At 50.8% G+C, this 21,895-nt stretch carries 17 protein-coding genes; 8 read left to right on the top strand and 9 right to left on the bottom strand.

What is annotated here, in order from left to right:
- Positions 1 to 120: 120 nt before the first annotated feature.
- The 3 genes from BTA51_RS29595 to BTA51_RS29605 all read right to left on the bottom strand — a co-directional run bounded on the left by BTA51_RS29595 (position 121) and on the right by BTA51_RS29605 (position 4,324).
- Positions 121 to 822, bottom strand: coding sequence for an OmpW family protein (locus BTA51_RS29595; protein ID WP_246841241.1), 702 nt, complete (start codon positions 820 to 822; stop codon positions 121 to 123).
- A gap of 137 nt (positions 823 to 959) precedes the next feature.
- Positions 960 to 3,626, bottom strand: coding sequence for a calcium-translocating P-type ATPase, PMCA-type (locus BTA51_RS29600; protein ID WP_094712608.1), 2,667 nt, complete (start codon positions 3,624 to 3,626; stop codon positions 960 to 962).
- A 263-nt stretch (positions 3,627 to 3,889) separates the two neighbouring features.
- A complete protein-coding gene (locus BTA51_RS29605; RefSeq protein WP_094712609.1) occupies positions 3,890 to 4,324 on the bottom strand; it encodes a DUF4864 domain-containing protein in 435 nt (144 codons plus the stop codon).
- Between the two features lie 142 nt (positions 4,325 to 4,466).
- Between BTA51_RS29605 and BTA51_RS29610 the strand changes: the two genes are divergently transcribed.
- The 5 genes from BTA51_RS29610 to modC all read left to right on the top strand — a co-directional run bounded on the left by BTA51_RS29610 (position 4,467) and on the right by modC (position 8,392).
- Positions 4,467 to 4,934 (top strand): copper chaperone PCu(A)C, encoded by a 468-nt coding sequence (locus tag BTA51_RS29610; RefSeq protein ID WP_094712610.1) that lies wholly within the window; start codon positions 4,467 to 4,469, stop codon positions 4,932 to 4,934.
- 173 nt (positions 4,935 to 5,107) lie between these two features.
- On the top strand, positions 5,108 to 5,413 hold the full coding sequence (locus BTA51_RS29615) for a hypothetical protein (RefSeq protein ID WP_094712611.1): 306 nt from the start codon (positions 5,108 to 5,110) through the stop codon (positions 5,411 to 5,413).
- Positions 5,414 to 5,766: 353 nt separating this feature from the next.
- Positions 5,767 to 6,528: a molybdate ABC transporter substrate-binding protein gene (modA, locus tag BTA51_RS29620; RefSeq protein WP_246841242.1), complete on the top strand. Its 762-nt coding sequence runs from the start codon at positions 5,767 to 5,769 to the stop codon at positions 6,526 to 6,528.
- A gap of 70 nt (positions 6,529 to 6,598) precedes the next feature.
- Positions 6,599 to 7,294 carry a molybdate ABC transporter permease subunit gene (gene modB / locus BTA51_RS29625; RefSeq protein ID WP_094712612.1) on the top strand — a complete coding sequence of 232 codons (696 nt, stop codon included), beginning with the start codon at positions 6,599 to 6,601 and terminating at the stop codon, positions 7,292 to 7,294.
- A 3-nt stretch (positions 7,295 to 7,297) separates the two neighbouring features.
- Positions 7,298 to 8,392 (top strand): molybdenum ABC transporter ATP-binding protein, encoded by a 1,095-nt coding sequence (modC, locus tag BTA51_RS29630; protein ID WP_094712613.1) that lies wholly within the window; start codon positions 7,298 to 7,300, stop codon positions 8,390 to 8,392.
- A gap of 20 nt (positions 8,393 to 8,412) precedes the next feature.
- Here the strand turns inward: modC and BTA51_RS29635 are convergent, their stop codons facing one another.
- Positions 8,413 to 9,264 (bottom strand): TOBE domain-containing protein, encoded by an 852-nt coding sequence (locus BTA51_RS29635; RefSeq protein WP_094712614.1) that lies wholly within the window; start codon positions 9,262 to 9,264, stop codon positions 8,413 to 8,415.
- Positions 9,265 to 9,503: 239 nt separating this feature from the next.
- Here BTA51_RS29635 and BTA51_RS29640 point away from each other — a divergent pair, with 239 nt between their 5' ends.
- Positions 9,504 to 11,402 carry a PhoX family phosphatase gene (locus BTA51_RS29640; RefSeq protein WP_094712615.1) on the top strand — a complete coding sequence of 633 codons (1,899 nt, stop codon included), beginning with the start codon at positions 9,504 to 9,506 and terminating at the stop codon, positions 11,400 to 11,402.
- Between the two features lie 166 nt (positions 11,403 to 11,568).
- Here the strand turns inward: BTA51_RS29640 and BTA51_RS29645 are convergent, their stop codons facing one another.
- From BTA51_RS29645 to BTA51_RS29665, 5 genes are all read right to left on the bottom strand, one after another.
- Positions 11,569 to 12,618 carry a succinylglutamate desuccinylase/aspartoacylase family protein gene (locus BTA51_RS29645; protein WP_094712616.1) on the bottom strand — a complete coding sequence of 350 codons (1,050 nt, stop codon included), beginning with the start codon at positions 12,616 to 12,618 and terminating at the stop codon, positions 11,569 to 11,571.
- 32 nt (positions 12,619 to 12,650) lie between these two features.
- Positions 12,651 to 13,094: an ATP-dependent zinc protease gene (locus BTA51_RS29650; protein WP_094712625.1), complete on the bottom strand. Its 444-nt coding sequence runs from the start codon at positions 13,092 to 13,094 to the stop codon at positions 12,651 to 12,653.
- Positions 13,095 to 13,187: 93 nt separating this feature from the next.
- The gene (locus BTA51_RS29655) at positions 13,188 to 16,373 is read right to left on the bottom strand and encodes an efflux RND transporter permease subunit (RefSeq protein ID WP_094712617.1); all 3,186 of its coding nucleotides are present in this window, start codon (positions 16,371 to 16,373) and stop codon (positions 13,188 to 13,190) included.
- Entirely contained in the window at positions 16,373 to 17,464 is a 1,092-nt protein-coding gene (locus tag BTA51_RS29660) for an efflux RND transporter periplasmic adaptor subunit (protein ID WP_094712618.1), read from the bottom strand. The genes BTA51_RS29655 and BTA51_RS29660 overlap by 1 nt, the downstream gene beginning before the upstream one ends.
- Before the next feature lie 284 nt (positions 17,465 to 17,748).
- On the bottom strand, positions 17,749 to 18,810 hold the full coding sequence (locus BTA51_RS29665; RefSeq protein ID WP_094712619.1) for a DUF2914 domain-containing protein: 1,062 nt from the start codon (positions 18,808 to 18,810) through the stop codon (positions 17,749 to 17,751).
- A gap of 335 nt (positions 18,811 to 19,145) precedes the next feature.
- On the opposite strand from BTA51_RS29665, the gene BTA51_RS29670 reads away from it, so the two are divergent.
- On the top strand, positions 19,146 to 21,050 hold the full coding sequence (locus BTA51_RS29670; protein ID WP_094712626.1) for a bifunctional diguanylate cyclase/phosphodiesterase: 1,905 nt from the start codon (positions 19,146 to 19,148) through the stop codon (positions 21,048 to 21,050).
- Between the two features lie 195 nt (positions 21,051 to 21,245).
- On the top strand, positions 21,246 to 21,809 hold the full coding sequence (locus BTA51_RS29675; RefSeq protein ID WP_094712620.1) for a hypothetical protein: 564 nt from the start codon (positions 21,246 to 21,248) through the stop codon (positions 21,807 to 21,809).
- The last annotated feature ends 86 nt before the right edge of the window (positions 21,810 to 21,895 follow it).

The following is a 21,895-nucleotide window of genomic DNA, read 5'->3' on the forward strand; positions in this document are numbered from 1 at the left end:
ATAGAAGCTCCGTAGACAAAAAGGGCGAACCCCGTAACAGCAGGTTCGCCCTTTTCTTTTCTACATTTTCCTAGCGACCTCTTCCTTATCCCTTTGCCGGATTAGGAAAGAAAATTGGAATCAGAACTGGTAACCAACGCCCACCATGTAAACCATCGGATCAATATCAACGTCTGTCTTGATCTGTGAACCAGAATCCAGATCAATCGTGGCGGTGGTATCAATGTCGATGCTCCAGATGGCCGCATTCAGGACAATATTGCTGGAAAGCTTATAGTCCGCACCCAGTTGCAACGCATATCCGAAAGAATCATCGAGTTTGATTTTGCCATCGCCCAATACATCCTTGAAATCAGAGGTCAGTTCTTCCTGAAAGAACTTGGTGTAATTCAACCCTACTCCGACATAAGGTTGGAAAGCGGACTGCGCATCCAGAGGAAAATACTGGACTGTCACCGTGGGAGGAAGGTGTTTAACCTCGGCGGTCTTAAGATCATCCGCCGTGACACCTTTTGCCGTAACGGTATGTTTGAAAGGCGTGGCACCAAGCAGCGTCACCCCGACTTTGTCCATGAACATGTAGGTAAGCGTCAGGCCCAACTGAGTGTCGTCATCCACGCTAACGCTGGTGTCGGCCAGGCCGGTGCCGTTCAGAGAGAGTTCAGAGCTGTCATCATTTGGATCGACCATCGCCAGGCCGCCCCGAACAACAAAATCGCCCTTCTCATAAGCCATGACACTTCCTGAGGCCAGCACCAGCCCGATGGTCAGAGCGGAGAGACCCAGATTGAATTTTCTATTCATACTTCCACGTTGATTCATACTGCTACCTACCTATAATTTCTTTAGATTTTGCTTTTCTGTTATAAAACAGTGGGTTAAATATTTTTGGCAGGTGACAGTTTAGTAATAAAACGGCAGCGGTTTATGACCTGGATCAATAAGCATTACAGGCAGAATCAAGGCCGGACAGACAAATGACTCACGTCAATTTTTACTTCGCCATATATCCACTTGCGTCGAATCAACCACTTCTCAATCTCCACAGCCCATAGCACTATCGAGGAAATAGCAAAGCAGACAATCAGGTCTGACAAAGGGATGGGTTTCGTATGAAAAATGTTATTGAGCAACGGTACATAGATTACCGCCAACTGAAGCAAAATGGTCAGGCCGACCGCCAGGAGCATGGCGCGGTTGGAAAATAGTCCCTGGGTGAACAATGAAACGGATTCACTGCGTACCGCCAGGGCATGAAACAACTGGGACAGCGTCAACACCGTAAATACCACCGTCTGCCAGTACTCTGCGCCCTTGGCAATCGCCCAGGCCTGGGAACCGATGGACAGCCCACCGATTAATAGTCCGACCCAGATAATGTGCTGCCACATGCCGTGGGCGAAAATGCTTTCATCAGGTGCTCTTGGCTTTCGCTCCATCACATTGCTATCCGCCGGTTCCGCCGTATAGGCCAATCCGGGAAGTCCGTCTGTCACGATATTGATCCAAAGTATATGAATCGGCAACAGCGGTATCGGCAATCCCAGAAACGGTGCAAGAAACAGTGTCCAGATCTCTCCGGAATTGGAACTCATGGTGTAGCTGATAAATTTTCGAATGTTATCAAATATCCTGCGACCCGCCCGAACCGCATTGACAATGGTGCTGAAATTATCGTCCAGCAACACCATATCCGCCGCGCCTCTGGCCACGTCAGTTCCTTTCATTCCCATGGCGATACCAATGTTTGCGTGCTTGATGGCCGGGGCATCGTTAACACCATCTCCGGTCATCGCAACAAACTCGCCCTGGTGCTGCAATGCCTTCACAATCCGCAGTTTCTGTTCAGGGCTGACTCGGGCATAGACCCGGATGTCTCTCACCGTTTCCAATAGCCGTTCGTCACTGATAGAGGCCAGTTCAGCTCCTGTGATAGCCTTATCCTGCTCTGTGGAAATACCCAACCTTCTGGCAATAGCATGGGCAGTGGCCGGATGATCACCGGTAATCATTACCGGTGTAATGCCCGCTGTATGGCAATCCCGCACGGCGGCCGGCGCTTCATCCCTTGGAGGATCGACCAGGACAACCAACGCAATAAAGGTTAGATTCTCCTCAAGGCTATCCTCATTCTCAGGTCGTAACTCACCGGCAACTCTCTTTCTAGCCAGTGCAAGTACCCGATAGCCGTCACGGGCCAGCTGATCAACCTGATCCAATACGGCTTGTTTATTGGTGAACAGTCTGCTGAACAGTTGTTCGCCCTCACCCACGGCCGCTTGATTACATCTGGGAATCACCACTTCCGGTGCCCCCTTGACCAGAGCCAGATAGCCGGTGTCGTCCCTATGTACCGTGGTCATCATTTTACGAATACTGTCGAATGTTAATGACTTGATGCGGGGATAGATCCGGGACAGTTCCTCTTTCTCAAAGCCATTATCGACAGCCAGGTCATACAAGGCCTGTTCAGTGGGTTCGCCGGTCAGTTCACCGTTTCGTTCTGACATATCATTATTCAATGCCAGTATTGTCCCACAAGCGCTACGGAGAGCCGGAGCCATGAATCCCATGTCAGCTCCTTCTCCCTCCAATGAAACGATCCGCTCAGCCGTCATTTTGTTTAACGTCAGGGTGCCGGTCTTGTCTGTGCAGATATAGGTAACAGACCCCAATGTCTCAACCGCCGGTAGATTCCTCACCAGGGCATTCTGACGGATCAGTTTGTGCGCTCCCAACGCCAGGGAAATCGTTACCACTGCCGGTAATGCCTCGGGAATGGCTGCCACCGCCAGGGATACCGCGGTAAGAAACATCAGTAATATGGGCTGCCCCTGAAGCAGACCGGCAACAAAGACCAATGCACATATCCCGATGACCGCCAGTGCCAGATACCGACCAAAACTCGCCAGCCGAACCTGTAGCGGAGTTTTGGCTTCTTTATGAGCCTGCAGCAGTGCCGCGATCTGCCCTACCTGGGTATTCAGACCGGTATCGACCACGACCCCGCGAGCCTTCCCCTTTGTCACCAGGGTGCTTTTATAGGCCATGTTGATACGATCACCTATGGGCGCGTTGTCGTCCGTCAGAGCATCCACATCTTTTGAGACCGTATGGGATTCTCCGGTTAAAGCAGATTCGTCCACCTCCAGTTGTTCAGCTGAAATCAGCCTGAGGTCAGCTGGAATCTGATTTCCGGCTTCCAGCTCCACTATGTCGCCGGGAACCAGAAGGACAGCAGCCAGAGTCTGAAGACGACTATCACGATGCACCTGAGCGTCCGGTGCGGACATTTCCCTCAAAGCGGCGACAGCTTTCTCCGCCCGATATTGTTGAGAGGCTCCGATCAAGGCATTGATCAGTACGATGCAGAGAATGGCGAGAGTATCCTCGACATCCCCCACCACGCCGGAAATGACAGCCGCCGCCAGCAGAACCAGAATCATGACATCCGCAAATTGCCGAATAAACATCGAGAAAAGAGTTTGCTTTCGGCTATCCGGGATTCGGTTTTCACCAAATTGGGAAATACGCCTCTGTGCCTCGATTGATTCGAGTCCACCAGACGCGGTATTTAATTGACGTAGTACAGCTTCCGGGGTCTGGGTATGCCATTGTCCGGGCATTCATCATCTCCATGACCGATCATGTTGAATGAAAGTTGTGTGCTACCAGGAATTCAAATATAGGGAATTAAAGAGAAAGAAAAAAGCAGGCCTCGATCTAAGACCTGCTCGAGTGGATAACCCACCTAACGGAGTTTTATTCCGAATGAACAGGCTACACTCTAGAACAAGGAAACAGATCCGGGATTGCTCCAGATCATTTTTTGGAGGATTCATCGTAAATTTAGATTTAATGATAACATTCAGTTATTTATCAGCACTTCTTAAACTGGAATATCATCACGTTTTACCAGATGGACCCCCCCGATGGTCCACCGGCCATCCGACTGTTGTTCCATCACAAAGTAGGCGTCCCATCCATATCCTTCGGGTCCGATAATCATCAAGTGCTGTACCCGGTATGGCTCAGCCACTTCCATCTCCAGATAGGTTACGGACTGGGGGCGATAAACCGCTGTATAGTGGTATCTCACCATATTGATGAAATTCTCCGCCGTGATCAGATTTCTCTTCACGCCGGGAGACGCCTGCATGAAAGCCGTGAGGACATCATCGGTCCTGAATGCCTCGATTTGCGTTTTGATTACATCAATGATCAACTCGCGCTCAACGATCTGCTCTTCCTCACTGCCCCATGCGGACACGGCTGGCACAGCTAACGTCAGGGACAACCAAATGCAGTAATGATAAAGCTTCATCAAGGCACCTCCTGAGTACAGATCGAACAGACTGAGATAATATCCACTTTGATCTATTTATCTGTTTACGAGTATTATCGAGCTCCATATCAACAAACTAAGCCGAACCTTAACAATCACTCATAACTTACTCATTTTGAACATGAAAAAACTCTTACTTTCCGCCCTCATTCTGCTGTCATCTATCTCCGCCCCAGCCTTCAGCCATGGAGCTAAAGAAGGCGACATCATGGTTAAACACCCCTGGATGCGTATGGTTCCTGTTGCTGGCATGAACGGTGCCGGTTACATGACATTGACCAACATGTCCGATCATCAGGACCGACTGGTTGCCATCAAAGGTGACTGGGCAAAAAAATTCGAAATTCACGAGACCCGTGACAACAATGGCATGATGGAAATGCAGCCAGTTCCTGAGGGAGTTGCGCTTCCCCCTGGTAAAACTGTAGAACTTCAACCTGCGGGATATCATGTCATGATCATGAAAATCGAACGCCAGATCAGACCCGGGGAGCGCCTGCCGGTCACTTTGGTGTTTGAACGCAACCAGCAGATCGATACTTTTATCGTGGCTCAGTCTCTTTCCGGCAACGACCACGAGCACCACTGATAGCCCCTGGATTTCCATCGGAAACCCCCGCCATTTCATAACCGGAGGGTATTTGCCACCCTCTGGCTATGACTTTTGCTTATTTCATTAACGATTAATATTTGATCGACTCCTTAGACTTTAGTCTAATACGAAATGTTAGACCAAAGTCGTAGATCCAATAGGGAGACATCATGTTAACCGAAGCACAAGAGCGCCAACTGGAACGTAGAGAGAACAGCTTTTTCATGCTGTGGCTCTATAAACGGGTGCGCAAAGAACTTCTCTCAGAATATGAAAGATACATCCTCTGCAGGGACTGCTTCAGGATCAGCATTTATACTCTCGCGGTTATTAGTCTGCTGCTTCCTCTCGGGTTATTTCTTGAGACCGCACTGTTTGCCGTCATTCCCAATGTTGTTTTCATCACCAAGTGGCGTGACTATCTTCAGCAGAAAAGCCTGCAGCCGGTAAAGAAATCGGTAGACAAATACCGTTAGCCAATCGCTGGCTCCTACCCTATAACCGGGAGCCAGCCCCTTCGTCGACTGCATCTGATTAGTTTCCAGCGATATCCTTTCATCGGCCCGGATGATGCATTTTCCAGCTTGCCCAACACCGTTATATAGTCCACTATATAACGAACACTTTCTTTACTCCTTGCCAGTCCTCACACTGCTGTTGGCCGACTCTGCGCCAAGACCGCTCAAACAGGCCAAAGTATGGCAAAAGTAAGGCACTCTCATTCAGGACCTGAATAGTCTTCGGTCCTGGACAGTTAAACAGGAGTTGGAAGCTCAAACTGTAAATGAAGAGTCAAACAAGGACTGGAAACTCAAACCGGATGTGAGCAATGAAGAAGTCAGTATTTTGTTTTCTGTTGATGTTAATCCTGGCAAAACCCTGTGTGGCGGAAGAAGCGACTATCGCCGTGGCCTCCAATTTCACCTCTGCCATGCAGGAACTGGCGACGGATTTTGAACGCCAATCAGGGCACAGGATTCATTTGGCTTTTGGCTCCTCCGGTAAATTCTTTGCCCAGATTTCCAATGGAGCGCCTTTTGATGCTTTCTTTTCAGCAGATCAGGCCAAGCCTGCCGCATTGGAACAAGCTGGACAGACAGTGTCAGGCAGCCGCCTCACCTATGCGGTTGGCGCTCTGGCCCTGTGGTCAATCAATCAGCAGATGGATCAGAATGGCGATGTCCTGCGGCGCAACCAGTTCAACAAACTGGCATTGGCGAACCCCAGACTGGCACCCTATGGAGCGGCTGCAGTTCAGGTATTGACCAATTTGGGTTTAGACAAAACAAGTCGGGCTAAATGGGTTCAAGGGGAAAATATTTCCCAGACCTATCAGTTTGTCGGTAGCGGCAATGCTGACCTGGGATTTGTCGCTTTGTCACAGATATACGCCAACGGGCAACTGGCTCAAGGTTCTGCCTGGATCGTCCCAAAAGAGCTTTACGCCCCCATTCGCCAGGACGCCGTTGTACTGAAGAAAGGCGAAAAAAATCAGGCTGTCATAGACCTGTTTGCCTATCTGAAAACCAAACGGGCCCGGTCAGTGATCGAGTCTTTTGGTTATCAGAACGAAGGCCCTGCGATTGAATAATGTTGAGTGAAACGACCAAACTCTTTTAATTAAGAGAAACAAATAAGAGACTTTATTAAGAGAAACGACAGTGGGATTTACCGACGCAGACATCAACGCGATATTTTTGACGCTAAAGCTGGCCGGCACGGTGACCTGCTTATTGTTAGTCATAGGTACACCTATTGCCTGGTGGCTGGCACGAACCCACTCCTGGCTTAAGGGGCCGATCAGTGCCGTCGTTGCGCTGCCTTTGGTTCTTCCTCCCACCGTTCTGGGGTTCTATCTTCTCATTGTCATGGGGCCGAACGGTGTTGTCGGTCAGATCACGCAAGCGATGGGGCTGGGAACTCTCCCCTTCACCTTCTCGGGATTAGTCGTGGCTTCCGTCCTTTATTCCATGCCTTTTGTGGTTCAACCGATCCAGAATGCCATGGAAGCTATCGGCGAGCGTCCCCTGGAAGTGGCTGCCACATTAAGGGCCGGCCCCTGGGACACCTTTTTTTCTGTCGTGATTCCCCTGGCCAAACCCGGTTTTGTCACCGCAGCCATCCTCGGTTTTGCTCATACGGTGGGCGAGTTTGGCGTCGTACTGATGATCGGCGGCAATATTCCCAATGAAACACGGGTGATATCCGTACAGATATATGACCATGTGGAAGCGTTGGACTATGCCCAGGCGCATTGGTTATCAGGTGCCATGGTAATCTTTTCATTTGTGGTGCTTGCCGGACTCTACCTATTTCAGCACCGGCGCCGAATCTATTTGCTTCCCAAGGGGGTCTGACAAGTGTCGTCGACGCCTATTACCGCCAGATTCAAATTGCAGTTTCCAGCCTCTCGCCACGAACGCTTTTCACTGGATGTGAATCTCAAGCTTCCTGATCAGGGAGTGACAGCCATTTTCGGTCATTCGGGGTCCGGTAAAACCACATTGTTAAGGTGTATTGCCGGATTGCACAAAGCACCCGGCGGTCACCTGCAAATCAATGGAGAAACCTGGCAGGCGGACAAAAAGTTTCTCCCCCCTTATAAAAGACCCATAGGCTATGTCTTTCAGGAATCCAGTCTGTTCCCCCATTTAACGGCCAGGGAAAATCTGGCTTTTGCCATAAAGAGATCGACAAATCGGATATCCGACACGGACTATCGACAAATCCTGTCATTGATGGGAATCGAAAATATCCTCAATCAACATCCTTCAGAACTCTCCGGTGGCGAACGACAAAGAGTCGCCATTGCCCGGGCCTTGATGATTCACCCCCGCATTCTGCTGCTCGACGAACCCTTGGCTGCGCTGGATTTCGCGCGCAAGCAGGATATTCTCCCTTACCTGGAACGCGTCCGGGAACAATCCGCTATCCCAATAATCTATGTCAGCCATGCTGCCGACGAAGTTGCCAGACTGGCAGATCATCTGGTGGTGATGGATCAAGGTCGCGCCGTTGCCCAGGGGCCCCTGAAAGAAGTTCTGGCGAACCTCGATCTCCCTATCAAATTGGGAGATGACTCGGGGGTTGTCATCGAAGGCCGAATTACCGAAAGAGATGTGGATTGGCATCTGGTACGGGCAGAGTTTTCAGGTGGCAGTCTCTGGGTGCGCGATACCGGCGAAGCACTTGGACAGGTAATCAGGATTCGAATTCTGGCCCGGGATGTCAGTCTGGCACTTCAGCCGCACGACGACACCAGCATCTTGAACCGTTTGCAGGGCGAAATTCTGGAAATCACGCCAGATGAGAATGAAGCAATTTCATCGGTAAAACTCAGAGTCGGAAACGATTATCTTATTTCCCGTGTGACACATAGGTCCGTTCATCACCTTGAACTGGCGCCGGGACGCCAAATATGGGCACAGATCAAATCAGCGGCGGTTGTCAGATAATCGCCACATCCTAAAGCATTTCAGTCAGCCACCAGAATCACACTCGAAGCCTTGAACAAGGCGCAAGCGGTATCGCCGACAGCAAGACCCAATTCAGCAATGCTGGTGTTAGTGATATTAGCACTGACAGACTTTCCTTCACCCAGGTCAATGACCACATCGCCGTTCACAGCGCCGGTCTCGATTCTGGCGACTTTCCCGATCAGCTTATTCCTCGCGCTGGTCGCAACATGGATATCTTTGCTTATCAGAATCCAGGAAGCCTTCACTAACGCCATAACCTGATGGCCGATTTGAAGCCCGAGCGCCTCGACGCTGTCCTGGGTAATCATCACCACCAGATTCTGGGAATCACTGATACGGAGTTCCACCTCGGTATTCACCGCGCCAGGTGTGATCCGCGTGACAACACCGCGGTATTGATTACGAGCGCTGGTCTTCACGGATCCGGACCTCATAAAGCTGGCAATATCATTGATAGAGTGCAATTTGCGACCAAGCCGCTGGACAAACTCTTCGTGCTCTTTCTGCAGCGCCTGAAATCCTTCGACGATTTTTTTGCCAAACTCTGTCAGCGAAGTTCCTCCGCCATGAGCCCCTCCTGTCGAGCGGACAACCAAGGGCTGCGCGGACATATTATTCATCGCATCAATACGGTCCCAGGCGGTCTTATAGCTGATTCCAACCTGCTTGGCGGCTTTGGAAATGGACCCGCATTCCGAAACAGCTTTCAGTAAATCGACCTGGGAGTGACTAAAAGGTTGCTGTTGGTCAGCATACAGGCTCAGGCTGGCTTGCAGACCGGATCTTGAGGTGACCGGTTCGGCATCGTTTTCGGTTTTATCGTTCTGGCTTTTTGGCTGGCGGCTCATGCGGGCTCATTCTTTTGCAACGATACAAGTCTACCATTTTCTATTACTACCGCAGGCGTTTTATCTTTCCCTCACTTAATCTGTTGCCTCCTCTTTATTCTTCTCCTTATGCTTCCTCTTTATTCCTCAGGTACTGGCCGCTTAAAATTCTTGTTTCACGAGGACCTGAAATCTTTCTGTCACAGAATCTTAATAGGCTTGTCGGCGAATACTCAAAATGACAGTAAAAGGATCAATCCATGAGTCAGCGTCACGATCTTTTAGATTTTGAAAACACCCCCCGTTTGGAAGAAACCGAATTCAGTCAACTCGCTGACGCGGTCATATCCCGCCGTAAGCTTCTGGGCGCAGGAATGGCCATCAGCGTTGGCAGTGTCTTTGCCCTGTCGCCCGTCGGCAAGGCTCTGGCAGCCTCCTCAAAAAGCATGGCCGCACACTTTGAACCTATCGCCGCCTCCACTGCTGACACGATTGTCCTACCCAAAGGCTACAACTGGGATGTTCTGGTCTCCTGGGGAGATCCACTGTTTACCAACGCACCGGAGTTCGACCCCAGCGGTACCTGCCCGGCAGCCGATCAGGAGCAGCAATTCGGCGACAACAATGACGGCATGAGCCTCTTCCCATTGAGCGATGACCGCGCAGTGATGGCCATCAACAATGAATACACCAACTACGAATACTTGTTCGATCACCAGGGCAATAAACTAACCATGGATGACGTGCTGAAAGCCCAGTACGCTCACGGTGTTTCCGTATTTGAAATTCGCAAGGGTGCAGCCAACCGCTGGAGCCTGGTCAAGGATTCCAAATACAACCGCCGCATCCACGTGCAGACTGAAATGGAGTTGACCGGCCCTGCGGCTGGACACGATCTGCTGAAGACTGCCGCCGACACCAGTGGTAAGAAGGTATTCGGCACCATGAACAACTGCTCCAATGGCCAAACACCATGGGGAACCTATCTGACCTGCGAAGAGAACTTCAACGGCTATTTTGGTTCGGCCAATGAAGGTCAGGAATCTACTGAACAGAAACTCTATGGCATCAAGGCCAAAGGCGCAGGATACAACTGGCACAAGCACGATGATCGCTTCGATTTTGCCAAGAATCCTAATGAGCCTCATCGCTTCGGCTGGGTGGTTGAAATCGATCCAATGGATCCGAACTCCAAGCCAATGAAACGGACCGCACTTGGCCGCTTCAAACATGAAAACGCTGCATTGCACGTCAACAAGGACGGCCACGTGGTGGTCTATCTCGGCGACGATGAACGTGGAGAACACCTCTACAAATTTGTCTCCAAAGGCAAATACAATCCTTCCAATCAGTCGGCTAACCGTAGTCTGCTGGAAGAAGGAACCCTCTACGTCGCCCAGTTCACCATGACGGATGGCAAAGGTCAGGGTAAATGGATTGAGCTGACGCATGGTAAGAATGGCCTGACCAGTGCCAATGGTTTCGCCGATCAGGCTGAGGTGTTAATTTTTGCCCGTAAAGCGGCGAAGCAGGTGGGAGCAACCACCATGGATCGTCCTGAATGGGTGGCGGTACACCCCTCCGGTAGTCAGGCATACTGCACGCTTACCAACAACAAAAACCGCGGCAAGGAAGGGCAGCCTGTCGGCGGCCCCAACCCCCGCGAAAAGAACCATTATGGTCAGATCCTGCGCTGGACTCCTGCCAATGGCGACCACACCAATCACATTTTTGAGTGGGATCTGTTTGCCGTTGCCGGTAATCCGGACGTGCACTCAGATGCCTACGCGGGCAGCGCCAATATTAACAAGGGTAATATGTTTAACAGCCCGGATGGCATCGGTTTTGATAAAGACGGCCGCTTGTGGATTCAGACCGATGGCAATTACAAGAATGAAGGCGATTTCGCCGGCATGGGTAACAACCAGATGTTGTGCGCCGACCCAGATAGCGGAGAAATCAAGCGCTTCCTGGTCGGGCCGGTTGCCTGCGAAATTACCGGACTGACCTTCAGCCCAGACCACCGGACCATGTTCATCGGTATTCAACATCCGGGCGAAGATCTGCAAGCCTCAAACTTCCCTCAAGGCGGTAACGCCAAGCCCCGCTCCAGTGTAGTGATGATCACACGTGAGGATGGCGGTGTTATTGGCGCTTGAAGGTCAATAAACCCTATCAGGTCGATGACCTAGATACTGACCGATGAAATCAGAAAGGGAGATTCTACTGATGTGGAATCTCCTTTTTTGTGGGATGCAAAAACAAGGTGGCAACAATATTCTGGAACAGGAATTCAGTCACAAGATCTCAGAATAGGATCGAAGGCTAGACGATCGGAAGGTTATCCGGATCCAGTTCGGCGTTACTGGTCACCTCGGATACCAGTACTTCCATCTGCCGTTCAGCTTCTCCGACTCTATCAAAGCGGGCAATATGGAATAGCGCCTCCCCTTCATTCACCAATGGCAGGTTTACCCTTCCGATAACAATGCCATGATAGGGCGCTTTAACCTGTACTTCCTGAGTGCCAAACGGAGAGCCGAGCATTCCCAGGGTTTCACCCTCTTCCACTCTTGCGCCCAAATGCACCACCGGCCTTAGGATGCCATCGATCTCCGCCCTCACCCATCGGCTTCCCTTGGCAACTGAGGGTTTGATCTTCCGTTCCGGCCGCCCTTGCTTGGTCGGAATCATGGACAGTTGACGCATCACATTCGTGACACCCCGAACCCCCAGGGCTATGGACACCTCATTGAACCTCAAGGCTTCGCCCGCTTCGTAGGTGATAACAGGAATGTCGTGTCGGTCTGCTGTTTCACGCAGGGAACCTTCGCGCAGTTCCGCATTAAGAATGACCGGAACCCCGAAGGCCCGGGCCATTTCCGCAGATTGTTCGTGTTGCATGTTCACCCTGATCTGGGGAAGGTTATCCCGGTGGATCGCCGCAGTATGCAGGTCTATGGCATGAGTACAACGTTCAACGATATTGGACACGAACAGATTGGCTATCCGACCGCCCAAGGTTCCATCCTGGGTTCCGGGAAAACAGCGATTCAGGTCGCGCCTGTCCGGAAGATATCGGGTTCTTTGAATAAATCCGAATACGTTAACGATGGGGACAGCCACCAACGTCCCACGAATCCGGTTCAATGATTTCAACTTCAGGAGACGGCGGATGACTTCAACGCCGTTAATTTCGTCTCCGTGTATGGCCGCACACACCAATAAGGTAGGTCCTGCCCGCTTACCACATATCACTTGAACCGGAATACACAATGGCGTGTGTGTGTAGAGTTGCGCCACCTGAAGATCGATGGTCTTACGCTCTCCGGGGTTAACGATGGTGCCATTCAATTCAAACGCTTTATTCGCCATTTTCCAAGGCCCGAGCGCATGTTGCGCATTAATCAACTCGTAAAGGTCGGCTCTTTTCCAACCAGATAAGACTTCTCAGCATCCACCAGGAATCGACCACGAAGCGCCGTCCTTCCCAACAACATGCGAAACTTCATGTCTTCTCTGTTGGTCAGGGTAAATTCAGCTTTCCACTGATGCTCGCCGGCAGAGATCTCGGTTTCAATGACATACCGCATTTCCCGATGTCCGCCAGAGTCTGTGACTTGCCGGTAGTCGACCACCGGCGCTTCAGAGGTCGCGACTATCTCGGTATTTTTCTGGATAGGATGTAGAGAAAAGCGGACGAACTGACGTCCGTCCCTTTCGAAAGGTTCCACTTGAAAAGCATGTAAGGCCGAAGTCCGTGCGCCGGTATCCACTTTAGCCTTGATATGGGAAATTCCCAATTCCGGCAGGCTCACCCATTCCCGCCAGCCAATTGAAGGTCTATTCACCTCACCACCAATTTCCACCTATTGACACTGGGTCTTATTTAAACCTCTAACTGCTTTTTATGCATCATTTTTTTCCCTCGTCCCGGCAGTTTTTTACCTGCCGGTCGTGGTTGAGAGATCTTCTTCCTGGGACGAAAGCCTCGTCTGATAAATCAGATGCTCATCAGTGACACTCCCTTCTTTGTAATGATGCCCATCCCCTTCGTGACGCTTCCTGCGTCGTAGTTTTATGGACAGGTTGTCTCCCGCCACCAGCAGACAAGGTGTAATCAATAGCGTCAGGAAGGTAGCGAAGGTCAAACCACCGGCAATCGCACTGGAAAGCTGCGTCCACCACTGGGTTGAAGGAGCCCCGATACCCAATGAGGGTTCAATCAGGTCTACGTTGACTCCCAGCACCATCGGCAACAGCCCCAACACTGTGGTAATGGCCGTCAACAGTACCGGGCGCAAACGTAATTTACCGGTATAAAGCGCTGCCTCAAAGGGAGATGCCCCGCTACGCCGGAACTGATTATAGGTGTCGATCAGAATGATGTTGTTGTTTACAACGATTCCCGCCAGAGCGATCAATCCAAGTCCCACCATGACAATTCCGAAGGCGCGACCAGTCACCAGCAATCCCAGCAGAACGCCGGCAGTGGAAAAGACAATGGCGCTTAACACCAGAACAGCCTGATAGACACTGTTGAACTGAATCACCAGAATCAACGCCATCAACATAATCGCCACAATGAATGCCTGTCCCAGAAAGATCATGGTTTCCTGTTGATCTTCATCTTCCCCGGAATAGGTAATTCGAATACCGTGAACCGGGTTTGCAGCCAGGGAATCCTTCAGCGCAGTCAAACGCTCGTCCGCCTGCTCTCCCGGAACAATATCTGCCTCGATGATGTAGGCACGCTCACCATCTACCCGACGGATCGTTCCCGTCTTTTCGGCCGGCACCAGTCGGGCGAAGTTCGACAAGGGAACCGGACCATAAGGCGTTGTCAGCATTTGTTGGCCAAGGGTATCCAGGTTACGAACATTGGTCGGCATTCTGAGACGAATATCCACTTCCTCGTCCGCATCGTCCGGCCGGTAGTCCGCCAATTTGAGTCCTGTAGTAACCAATTGAACCGCGTTACCCACCGTGGCGACATCGACACCGTAGCGTGCCGCCTGCTCGCGATCCACTTCCAGACGCCACTCAATACCCGGTATCGAACGATCATCTGAGATATCAATCAGCCCGCCCAGATTTTCCATGCGGGACCGGATCTCATTGACCCCGGCAATCAAAGAGTCTTCACCACCACTGACGCGAACTCTGATTGGCTTGCCCTGAGAAGGCCCATCATCCTGTTTCCGGAATTCGAGCGATAGAGGCAAATCCGCTGCTCTCCTTCTCATGTCTTCGAGAATATCATTGGCCGGACGACGCTCCTGCCAATCCTGAAACTGGAAGGTCAACTGACCGATGACATCTTCACCAAGCTGCCCGTCCGCCTGAGCAATCGACCTGGCATACAAGGCTCGAACCTCCGGCATGCCCTGCAGCCTGTCCTCCACCATCTTCACCATGTCATCCTTCTCATGGATGGAATAATCCCCACGGGCATGGACTAACAACTGGGCGGACTCCGGTTCCACATCCGGAAAAAACTCAATACCGTGGTTATAACGGCCATAGGCAACATAAATCAGCACCAGCACCGCCACAAACATCAGCAGGGTTTTACCGGGGGCTGCCAACAGCCTTGCCAGAACCGCTCCGTATACATGCGTGAAGCGACTGACTTCCGCTGTGCTCTGCTCGGTAATCTCCTGTTTTTTTCCAATCAAGGCACCGAGTACCGGCAGGAAGATGAGTGCCATCAGCAGGGATGCCAACAGACAGATAATGACCGTGGCCGGGAGATACTTCATAAACTCCCCCACCATCCCAGGCCATACCAACAGAGGTAGGAACACTGCCAACGTCGTTGCCGTGGACGCAATAACCGGCCAGGCCATCCGGGTTGCCGCCTGCGCAAATGCCTCTTTGGGGGAAAGCCCCTCCTTCAGGTTTCTGTCAGCCAGCTCAGTGACAACAATTGCGCCGTCCACCAGCATTCCTGCCACCAATATCAAGCTGAACAACACCACGATATTCAGGGTGTATCCGAGCCCCTGAATCACCAGCAAACCCGTAAAAAACGCGCCCGGTATGGTTAATCCAACCAAGGTGGCAGGTTTAAAGCCCATGGCAGAAATGACAACGATCATGACCAGAACAACGGCGAATAACACATTGTTCAACAGATCCTTGAGCATGGTACGGATTTCTTTGGATTCATCCGTGATGTAGGTGACTTCCAGGGTTGAAGGCCAGGACTTTTTCGCCTCAGTGACGATGGCCTTCACCTTTTCAATCGCATAAATAATATTGGCTCCGGAGCGCTTGGACACTTCCAGTACTACAGCAGGCTTACCATCCACCCGGGCGAATCCCTGGGGATCCTTGAAGGTGCGCTGCACGGTAGCCACATCTCCAAAAGTGACAACCTGCCCGTCCACATACTTGATCGGCATCCCCAACAGGTCGACCAGATTTTCCAGCAGGCCGGGAACTTTGACGGTTAATCGACCAGCCCCCGTATCGATATTCCCTGCTGCAACCAAACGGTTATTGTTGGTCACCAGAGAAAACAGCTGGGTATAATCAATGCCGTATTGTTCGAGCACCTGGGGATCAGTGACCAGTTCAAGAAGGTCTTCACGGTCACCACCGATCGTCACTTCCAGCACTTCGGGTACGCCTTCCAGATAGCGTTTGAGCTCCCTGGCGATAAAGATTAACTGCTCTTCCGCCATCGGTCCGGACAATGCCAGATTCAATACCGGAAACTGGGAGACATTGATCTCCTGAACATGGGGTTCTTCACTTTCATCAGGAAGCTTGGCTTTTGCGGTATCCACTTTTTCACGGACGTCCGTCAACGCCTGATCCGGATCAAAACCGGCCTGAAACTCCAGCGTAATGGCGGCGTATCCTTCAGCGCCTATCGCCGTCATTTCCTTCAGGCCTTCCAGAGAGCGAAGTTCCTGCTCCAATGGACGCGCCAACAGGCGCTCTGAATCATCAGGCGCGATCCCTTCGTGGGATACTGACACATATATATAAGGTATGGTGATGTCCGGATTGGACTCCTTCGGCATACTGACAAATGCTGAATAGCCACCCGCCCACAACATGATCAGGACAATCATGGCCGCACGGCTGCGTTCCATGATCGCCCGGATAAGACGTCCCATCAGTCTATCCCCTCATTCGTCAGCTCTGACTCGGGCACTGCATCAACCTGTTGTCCCTGACTGACGAATCCCTTGCCTAAAGTGATCAGTCGGGTGCTATGAGGTAAGCCGGAAACCCAGAGGGCCGTATTGGAAGCTTTTACCCGTTCTACCGGGGTCACCACGACCCGATCATCCTCCGACAGATGCTCGACACTCAGGCGTCCCTTCTCATCAAGACGCAGCAAAGCAGGGGAAATCACATGGGCTTCCACCTCACCCAATCCGATTTCCAAAGTTGCAGTGGCACCTGCCAGGCGTTTGCGCTCGGGATTATCCAGCTCTGCTTCCACCCGGTAGGTCCGGGTAGCAATGCTTGCCTGGTATCCAATAAAGCTGACCCGCCCCCTGATTTCGGCGCCATTGATCAGCTTCGCCATCACGTCATCCCCAAAACTTAACTGGAGGACGTACTGCTGGGGTACCTGACCCACCAGCTTCAGTTTGCTGTCGTCGACTATCTGTAATAGCTCTGTGCCGTTTTGGACGGTCGCACCCACTTCCACCCGGCGATCTTCAATCACTCCATCAAATGGGGCTCTGACGATTGTATTTTCCAGTTTCTGGTTCAGTCGGGCGACAGAAGCCTCAGCCGTTGCCACACTGGCTTCCTTCACCTTGAGTTCCGTATCCGCCAGAAGCCCTCGTTTGAACAGAGATTGGGCAGCGACCAGCTCGCTTTTCGCCACAGCCGCCTGAGCCTTGGCTTCCGCCATTTGAGCAGGAAGATCTTCCTGGCTCAAAGTGATCAGCAGATCACCTTTTTTAACACGCTCGCCAGTAGCCACATGAACGGCTTCAACATAGGAATCCAGCCGGGATTCGAGTACCAACTCACGCCAGGGTTCGACTTGTCCCTGGACCGTAATAGTTCTGGAAACCTCGGTCGCCTCAATGGTTTTATAGGCGACCTTGGGTAACTGCTCTGACTGGGAGCCTTCAGTCTCGGGAGCAGTAGTTTTAGCCGATTCGACGGCACCGCTGGCAACCCAGACAGTTATAACAATGACAATCCCTAACGCGACCCAGTAGGTAGGAATACGGCTGATCATTTGTGCACAATCCTTATATTTCCTTTGATCTTAAGGCCTGTTCTCCAACTGGACACCTTCCAGCGCAGCTTGAGAACGGAGAGCCCTTATATAATCCAAAACCAGTCATTGTAATTATTGGCGTCGTGCCTGGCTTTGTAATACTGCGCCAATTACTCTCTAAAAGGCGCCATTCCACGGTTTGTCCCGAAAGGAAAACCTTGTCCTGAATGGGGAGGCAACCTTCATCATTACGTTGTCACCCACCCGATGGTTTGTTGGTGCTGATTTTTCGAACTGAAGAGCTATCGGACCTCAAAGCTTACTTCAGCGAGTTCCTTGTCGGAGCTATCCGTAATTCGAACACTCCAGTCTCCAGTCATTAACCTATTTATATACTTGCTGGACGAAGCCCTCATGGGCGATCGATGTGGCCGAATCCTTACCCGGGCCATACGCTTGTCTCCCCGGTACCAGTTATGAAAGAGCGGTTGCCCTACCATGTCCTCTATTTCGGTGAACACCATCACTTTCACAATGCCTTCATCCCCGATCAATACGGTTCCGGTGACCTGATCCTGGGGTTCATAGTTCACCACCTCCCTGGCCAGAACAACTCGAAGCAAATGGTCTGAGAAGACGTTAATTTCCGGAGCATTCCCAACTGCATTGGACGTCGTCCCAGACGACTCAGCGTTGCTGTCATTGGTCTTGTTTGCCAAATCAGCAGAATGGTCCGGACCTTTTTCCAGCGCTGTGACAACAGGTGCCTCAACCGGCTCTTCTGTTTTCTCGATCTGGCCTGTTTTTTCTATTCGACCTGTTTTCTCTATCCGGATTGCTTCCTTTATATAGGTCTCTTCTATAACAGTCGCATCACCCTCATCGCGTTCAATAGCTGAGCTGACCGTCGATATATTCGCGCTCTCATTTTCAAAGTCTGAGGTTTCGCCCTTTAACTTCGCGCCCCCATTTTCTATGTCCAAGGCCCCACTCGATGACTTCGCACTACCATTTTCTATATCCAGGACCCCGCTCGTTGACTTCGCACTCGCTGTCGTCATATCGGGAACCATATCTGTTTGTACCAGGGACTCATCGACTTCCTTCTTAGGCAAAAACCCTTGAGTGGCCTCTTCTGCTTCAGAGACCTTCTCCATCTCAGCGGGAGCGGTGGATTCTTCAACCTGTCGGTCATCCGACAACATCGCCGATATTGCCCAAAATCCCAGAACAGCCGCGATCAACACCGCTAAGGCAACCGCAAAGATGCGATTCCAGTGATAAACGGTGACATATTTGAGATTGGAACTCGCCGGCTGGGCGTTATTAACGTTATTTACCTTGATCACTAGTTTGTTAGACATTGCTAAAACGATACTCTGAAGTACAGGCAAAGCAGGGAATTCTACGCATCTCAACAGGCCATATCTCGCAAGATATAGGGAAAATACCTACCTGATCAGGCAAAAACGCCACAACAATTAGCCTTTAGAATGAAAAATCTTTTTCACATGTTAACTTGTGTAACCATAAAGTGCCCAATATTGTGCACTTCCCGGCATTTTTCAATCCATGCATTACGCATCGTTACATTGGTTACAAATTGTCACTTCTGAGCGGTTATTGCTCTCATTAAACTTGCTATCGTCATTTAATGGTCGTTTTTTATTCCGCCACTGAATATATAACGCAGGTCAATTTGAAGAAGTTCTTTCAAACCGCCAGTTCCGTGAACATCGCCTTCTTTATGGGCCTCGTGTTTTCGGCCGGAGTTGTCGCGCTAACCTACTGGAAGCCGACCAATCTCCCCTGGACATTGCTTTCGGCAGTGACGGTTTCTGCTGCGTTTGCCATCTTCTCCATCGTCCAGATAAAACTTAACCGCCAGTTGGCCCATAAAGTCCGGGAACTCAGAGAAAGGGATTTTAAGCTGAAAAAGCTGGGGAATGCTGTGACAAATAGTGGCAGCCTTATCATCATCACAGACGAACTGGGCAACATAGAATACGTCAACAACAAGTTTATAAAGACGACCGGCTACAGCCTGCTGGAAGTCAAAGGCTGTTTTCTCAACATCCTCAATCCGGATAACCACCACTCTGCCACTGAACAATACTGGGAGCACGATCTCTTGGTAGACGGCTGGGAAGGCGATGTCCTCAGTTGTCGGAAAACCGGTACCAGCTTCTGGTCTGCGGTATCCATCTCCTCGGTGTCAGACAACCAGGGCACCATTACCAATTACGTTATCTCGTGCATTGATATTACAGAGTTGAAGGAAGCCAATTCGAAAATGCAGATCATGGCGCTCTATGATCCACTGACCGGGCTGGCCAATCGCCGCCTGTTCATTGATCGTCTGGAGCAGTCGGTAAGAGCGGCCAAGCGTGATCGCAAGAAAATCGCCTTGATGTTTCTGGATCTGGACCAGTTCAAACGCATCAATGACACGCTCGGCCATGACGCCGGAGACATTTTGTTAACAACTGTCTCAAACCGTCTCAAAGAATGTGTCCGGGAAAAAGATACGGTTGCCAGATTGGGCGGCGATGAATTCACTGTTTTGCTGACTGATGTGGACGACAACCTCTCCGTGACCCCGGTGGCCCACCAGATATTGCGGGCACTCAAGAAGCCGATAAAACTGAAGAAGCACGAAGTCATTGTTTCCACCAGTATTGGCATTACTCTGGCACCGACTGACGGCTGCACTGCAGACTCATTAATGAAGAACGCAGACCTTGCCTTGTACCGTGCAAAAGAACAGGGTCGGGATTGCTACCACTTCTTTACCGAAGAGCTTAACGCTTCGGCTTTACGGCAACTGGTACTTGAACAGGAACTCCGGCACGCACTGCAATACGATGAATTTACCCTTCATTTCCAGCCCCAGGTGAATCTCAGATCCGAACGTATTGTCAGCGTAGAAGCCCTCCTCCGCTGGTACCACCCGACCAAGGGGCTGGTAAGTCCGGATGCCTTTATTCCCGTTGCCGAAGAAACCGGTTTGATCGTTCCTATCGGTAAATGGGTTCTGAAGAACGCCTGCATGCAGATGAAAATGATCCAGGACCTGACCGGGGTTGATATCAAAATCGCCGTAAACCTTTCCACCCGGCAGTTTGATGATCCGGATCTGGAGGAAATGATTGCCGATGCTCTTCGCGAAACCGGTCTAGAACCTCGCTTCCTTGAACTTGAGGTCACCGAAAGCATGCTGATGGGTGACATAGATCTGGTGATCGAAAAACTTAAGCGCCTAAAATCAACCGGAGTCAGCATCACCATTGACGACTTTGGCTCTGGTTATTCTTCTCTGAGCTACCTGAAAAAATTGCCGGTAGATATTCTCAAGGTCGACCGGGAGTTCGTGCGCGATATTCCAGACGACCTCAACGATATGGAAATCACCTCTGCCGTAATTGCCGTAGCCCACAAACTGAACCTGAAAGTTATTGCAGAGGGCGTAGAGGACATCGATCAAAGAGACTTCCTGATGATCAACAAGTGTGATTTTGCCCAGGGGTTCTTCTTCAGCAAGCCGCTTCCCTTTGAAGATCTTTATCAGTACCTCACCCGGGGAAAGCTCGCCGAGTCTGCCTGAGAGTCTCCGCAACAGAAACATTTCTGATTCTCCTGTTTTCCGGGTCCGTTCCCTTTAATTTCGTTCCTGCTCTACGTTGATTTATTTCACATTTTTGTCATCTAACTAGGCCATCCGGCATAATCTGGAGGGTGGTTCACAAGTAGCCGCGGTTACATTTCGTATAATTTCTTTACGAAATTCGGAGTTGCGATAATGCAGTGGCTAATACATATCATGGAAGTGGTTTTACTTGGTCTTATAGGTTGTCTGATACACAGCCTGATCAAGAACATCAAGGCAGATAAACACCAGGGAATTCTGGAGCTCAGAGTGGCTCCCAGAACGCCGTATCGTCCCGAAGGTGAACGTTATGCCAGTCATAGTGAGTCCATCAAGCAGCTACAGCTGTTTTGGGCCACACAAACATTGGAAATGAGATTGGAGGGATTCAAGCCCGAACTTTTGCGCCACCCTTCCCTCAGAACGTCTTTGATGAATTATCTTCAAGGGGCGAGTAATGCGGTGGCGGACCATTTTGAGTGCAACCAGGAGCAACGGTTGCATCTACAGAGTTTTCTCATCAACAAGGGACTCAGATTTGCGCGTATAGATGCCACTACCGAGTGGCTCGAACGCCTGGATCATCTGGTGAGCTATGAGAATACCGATATCTATAATGCGGGTTATGAAGCGGCTTCGCTATGGGTTGCCCACCGCACACCACCCAAGGAAAGAAGTCTGCTGAGAAGTATCAGTAATTGGGGACTGGTGGCTTAGCAGTTTACTGCTATAGCCTATTACAGGATCTCTCTAGTTATCCTTAACGAGACTCCAGCCAGGGGAAATCTGAATAAACTCCTGGT

Source organism: Hahella sp. CCB-MM4, assembly GCF_002260525.1.
Lineage (GTDB): Bacteria > Pseudomonadota > Gammaproteobacteria > Pseudomonadales > Oleiphilaceae > Hahella.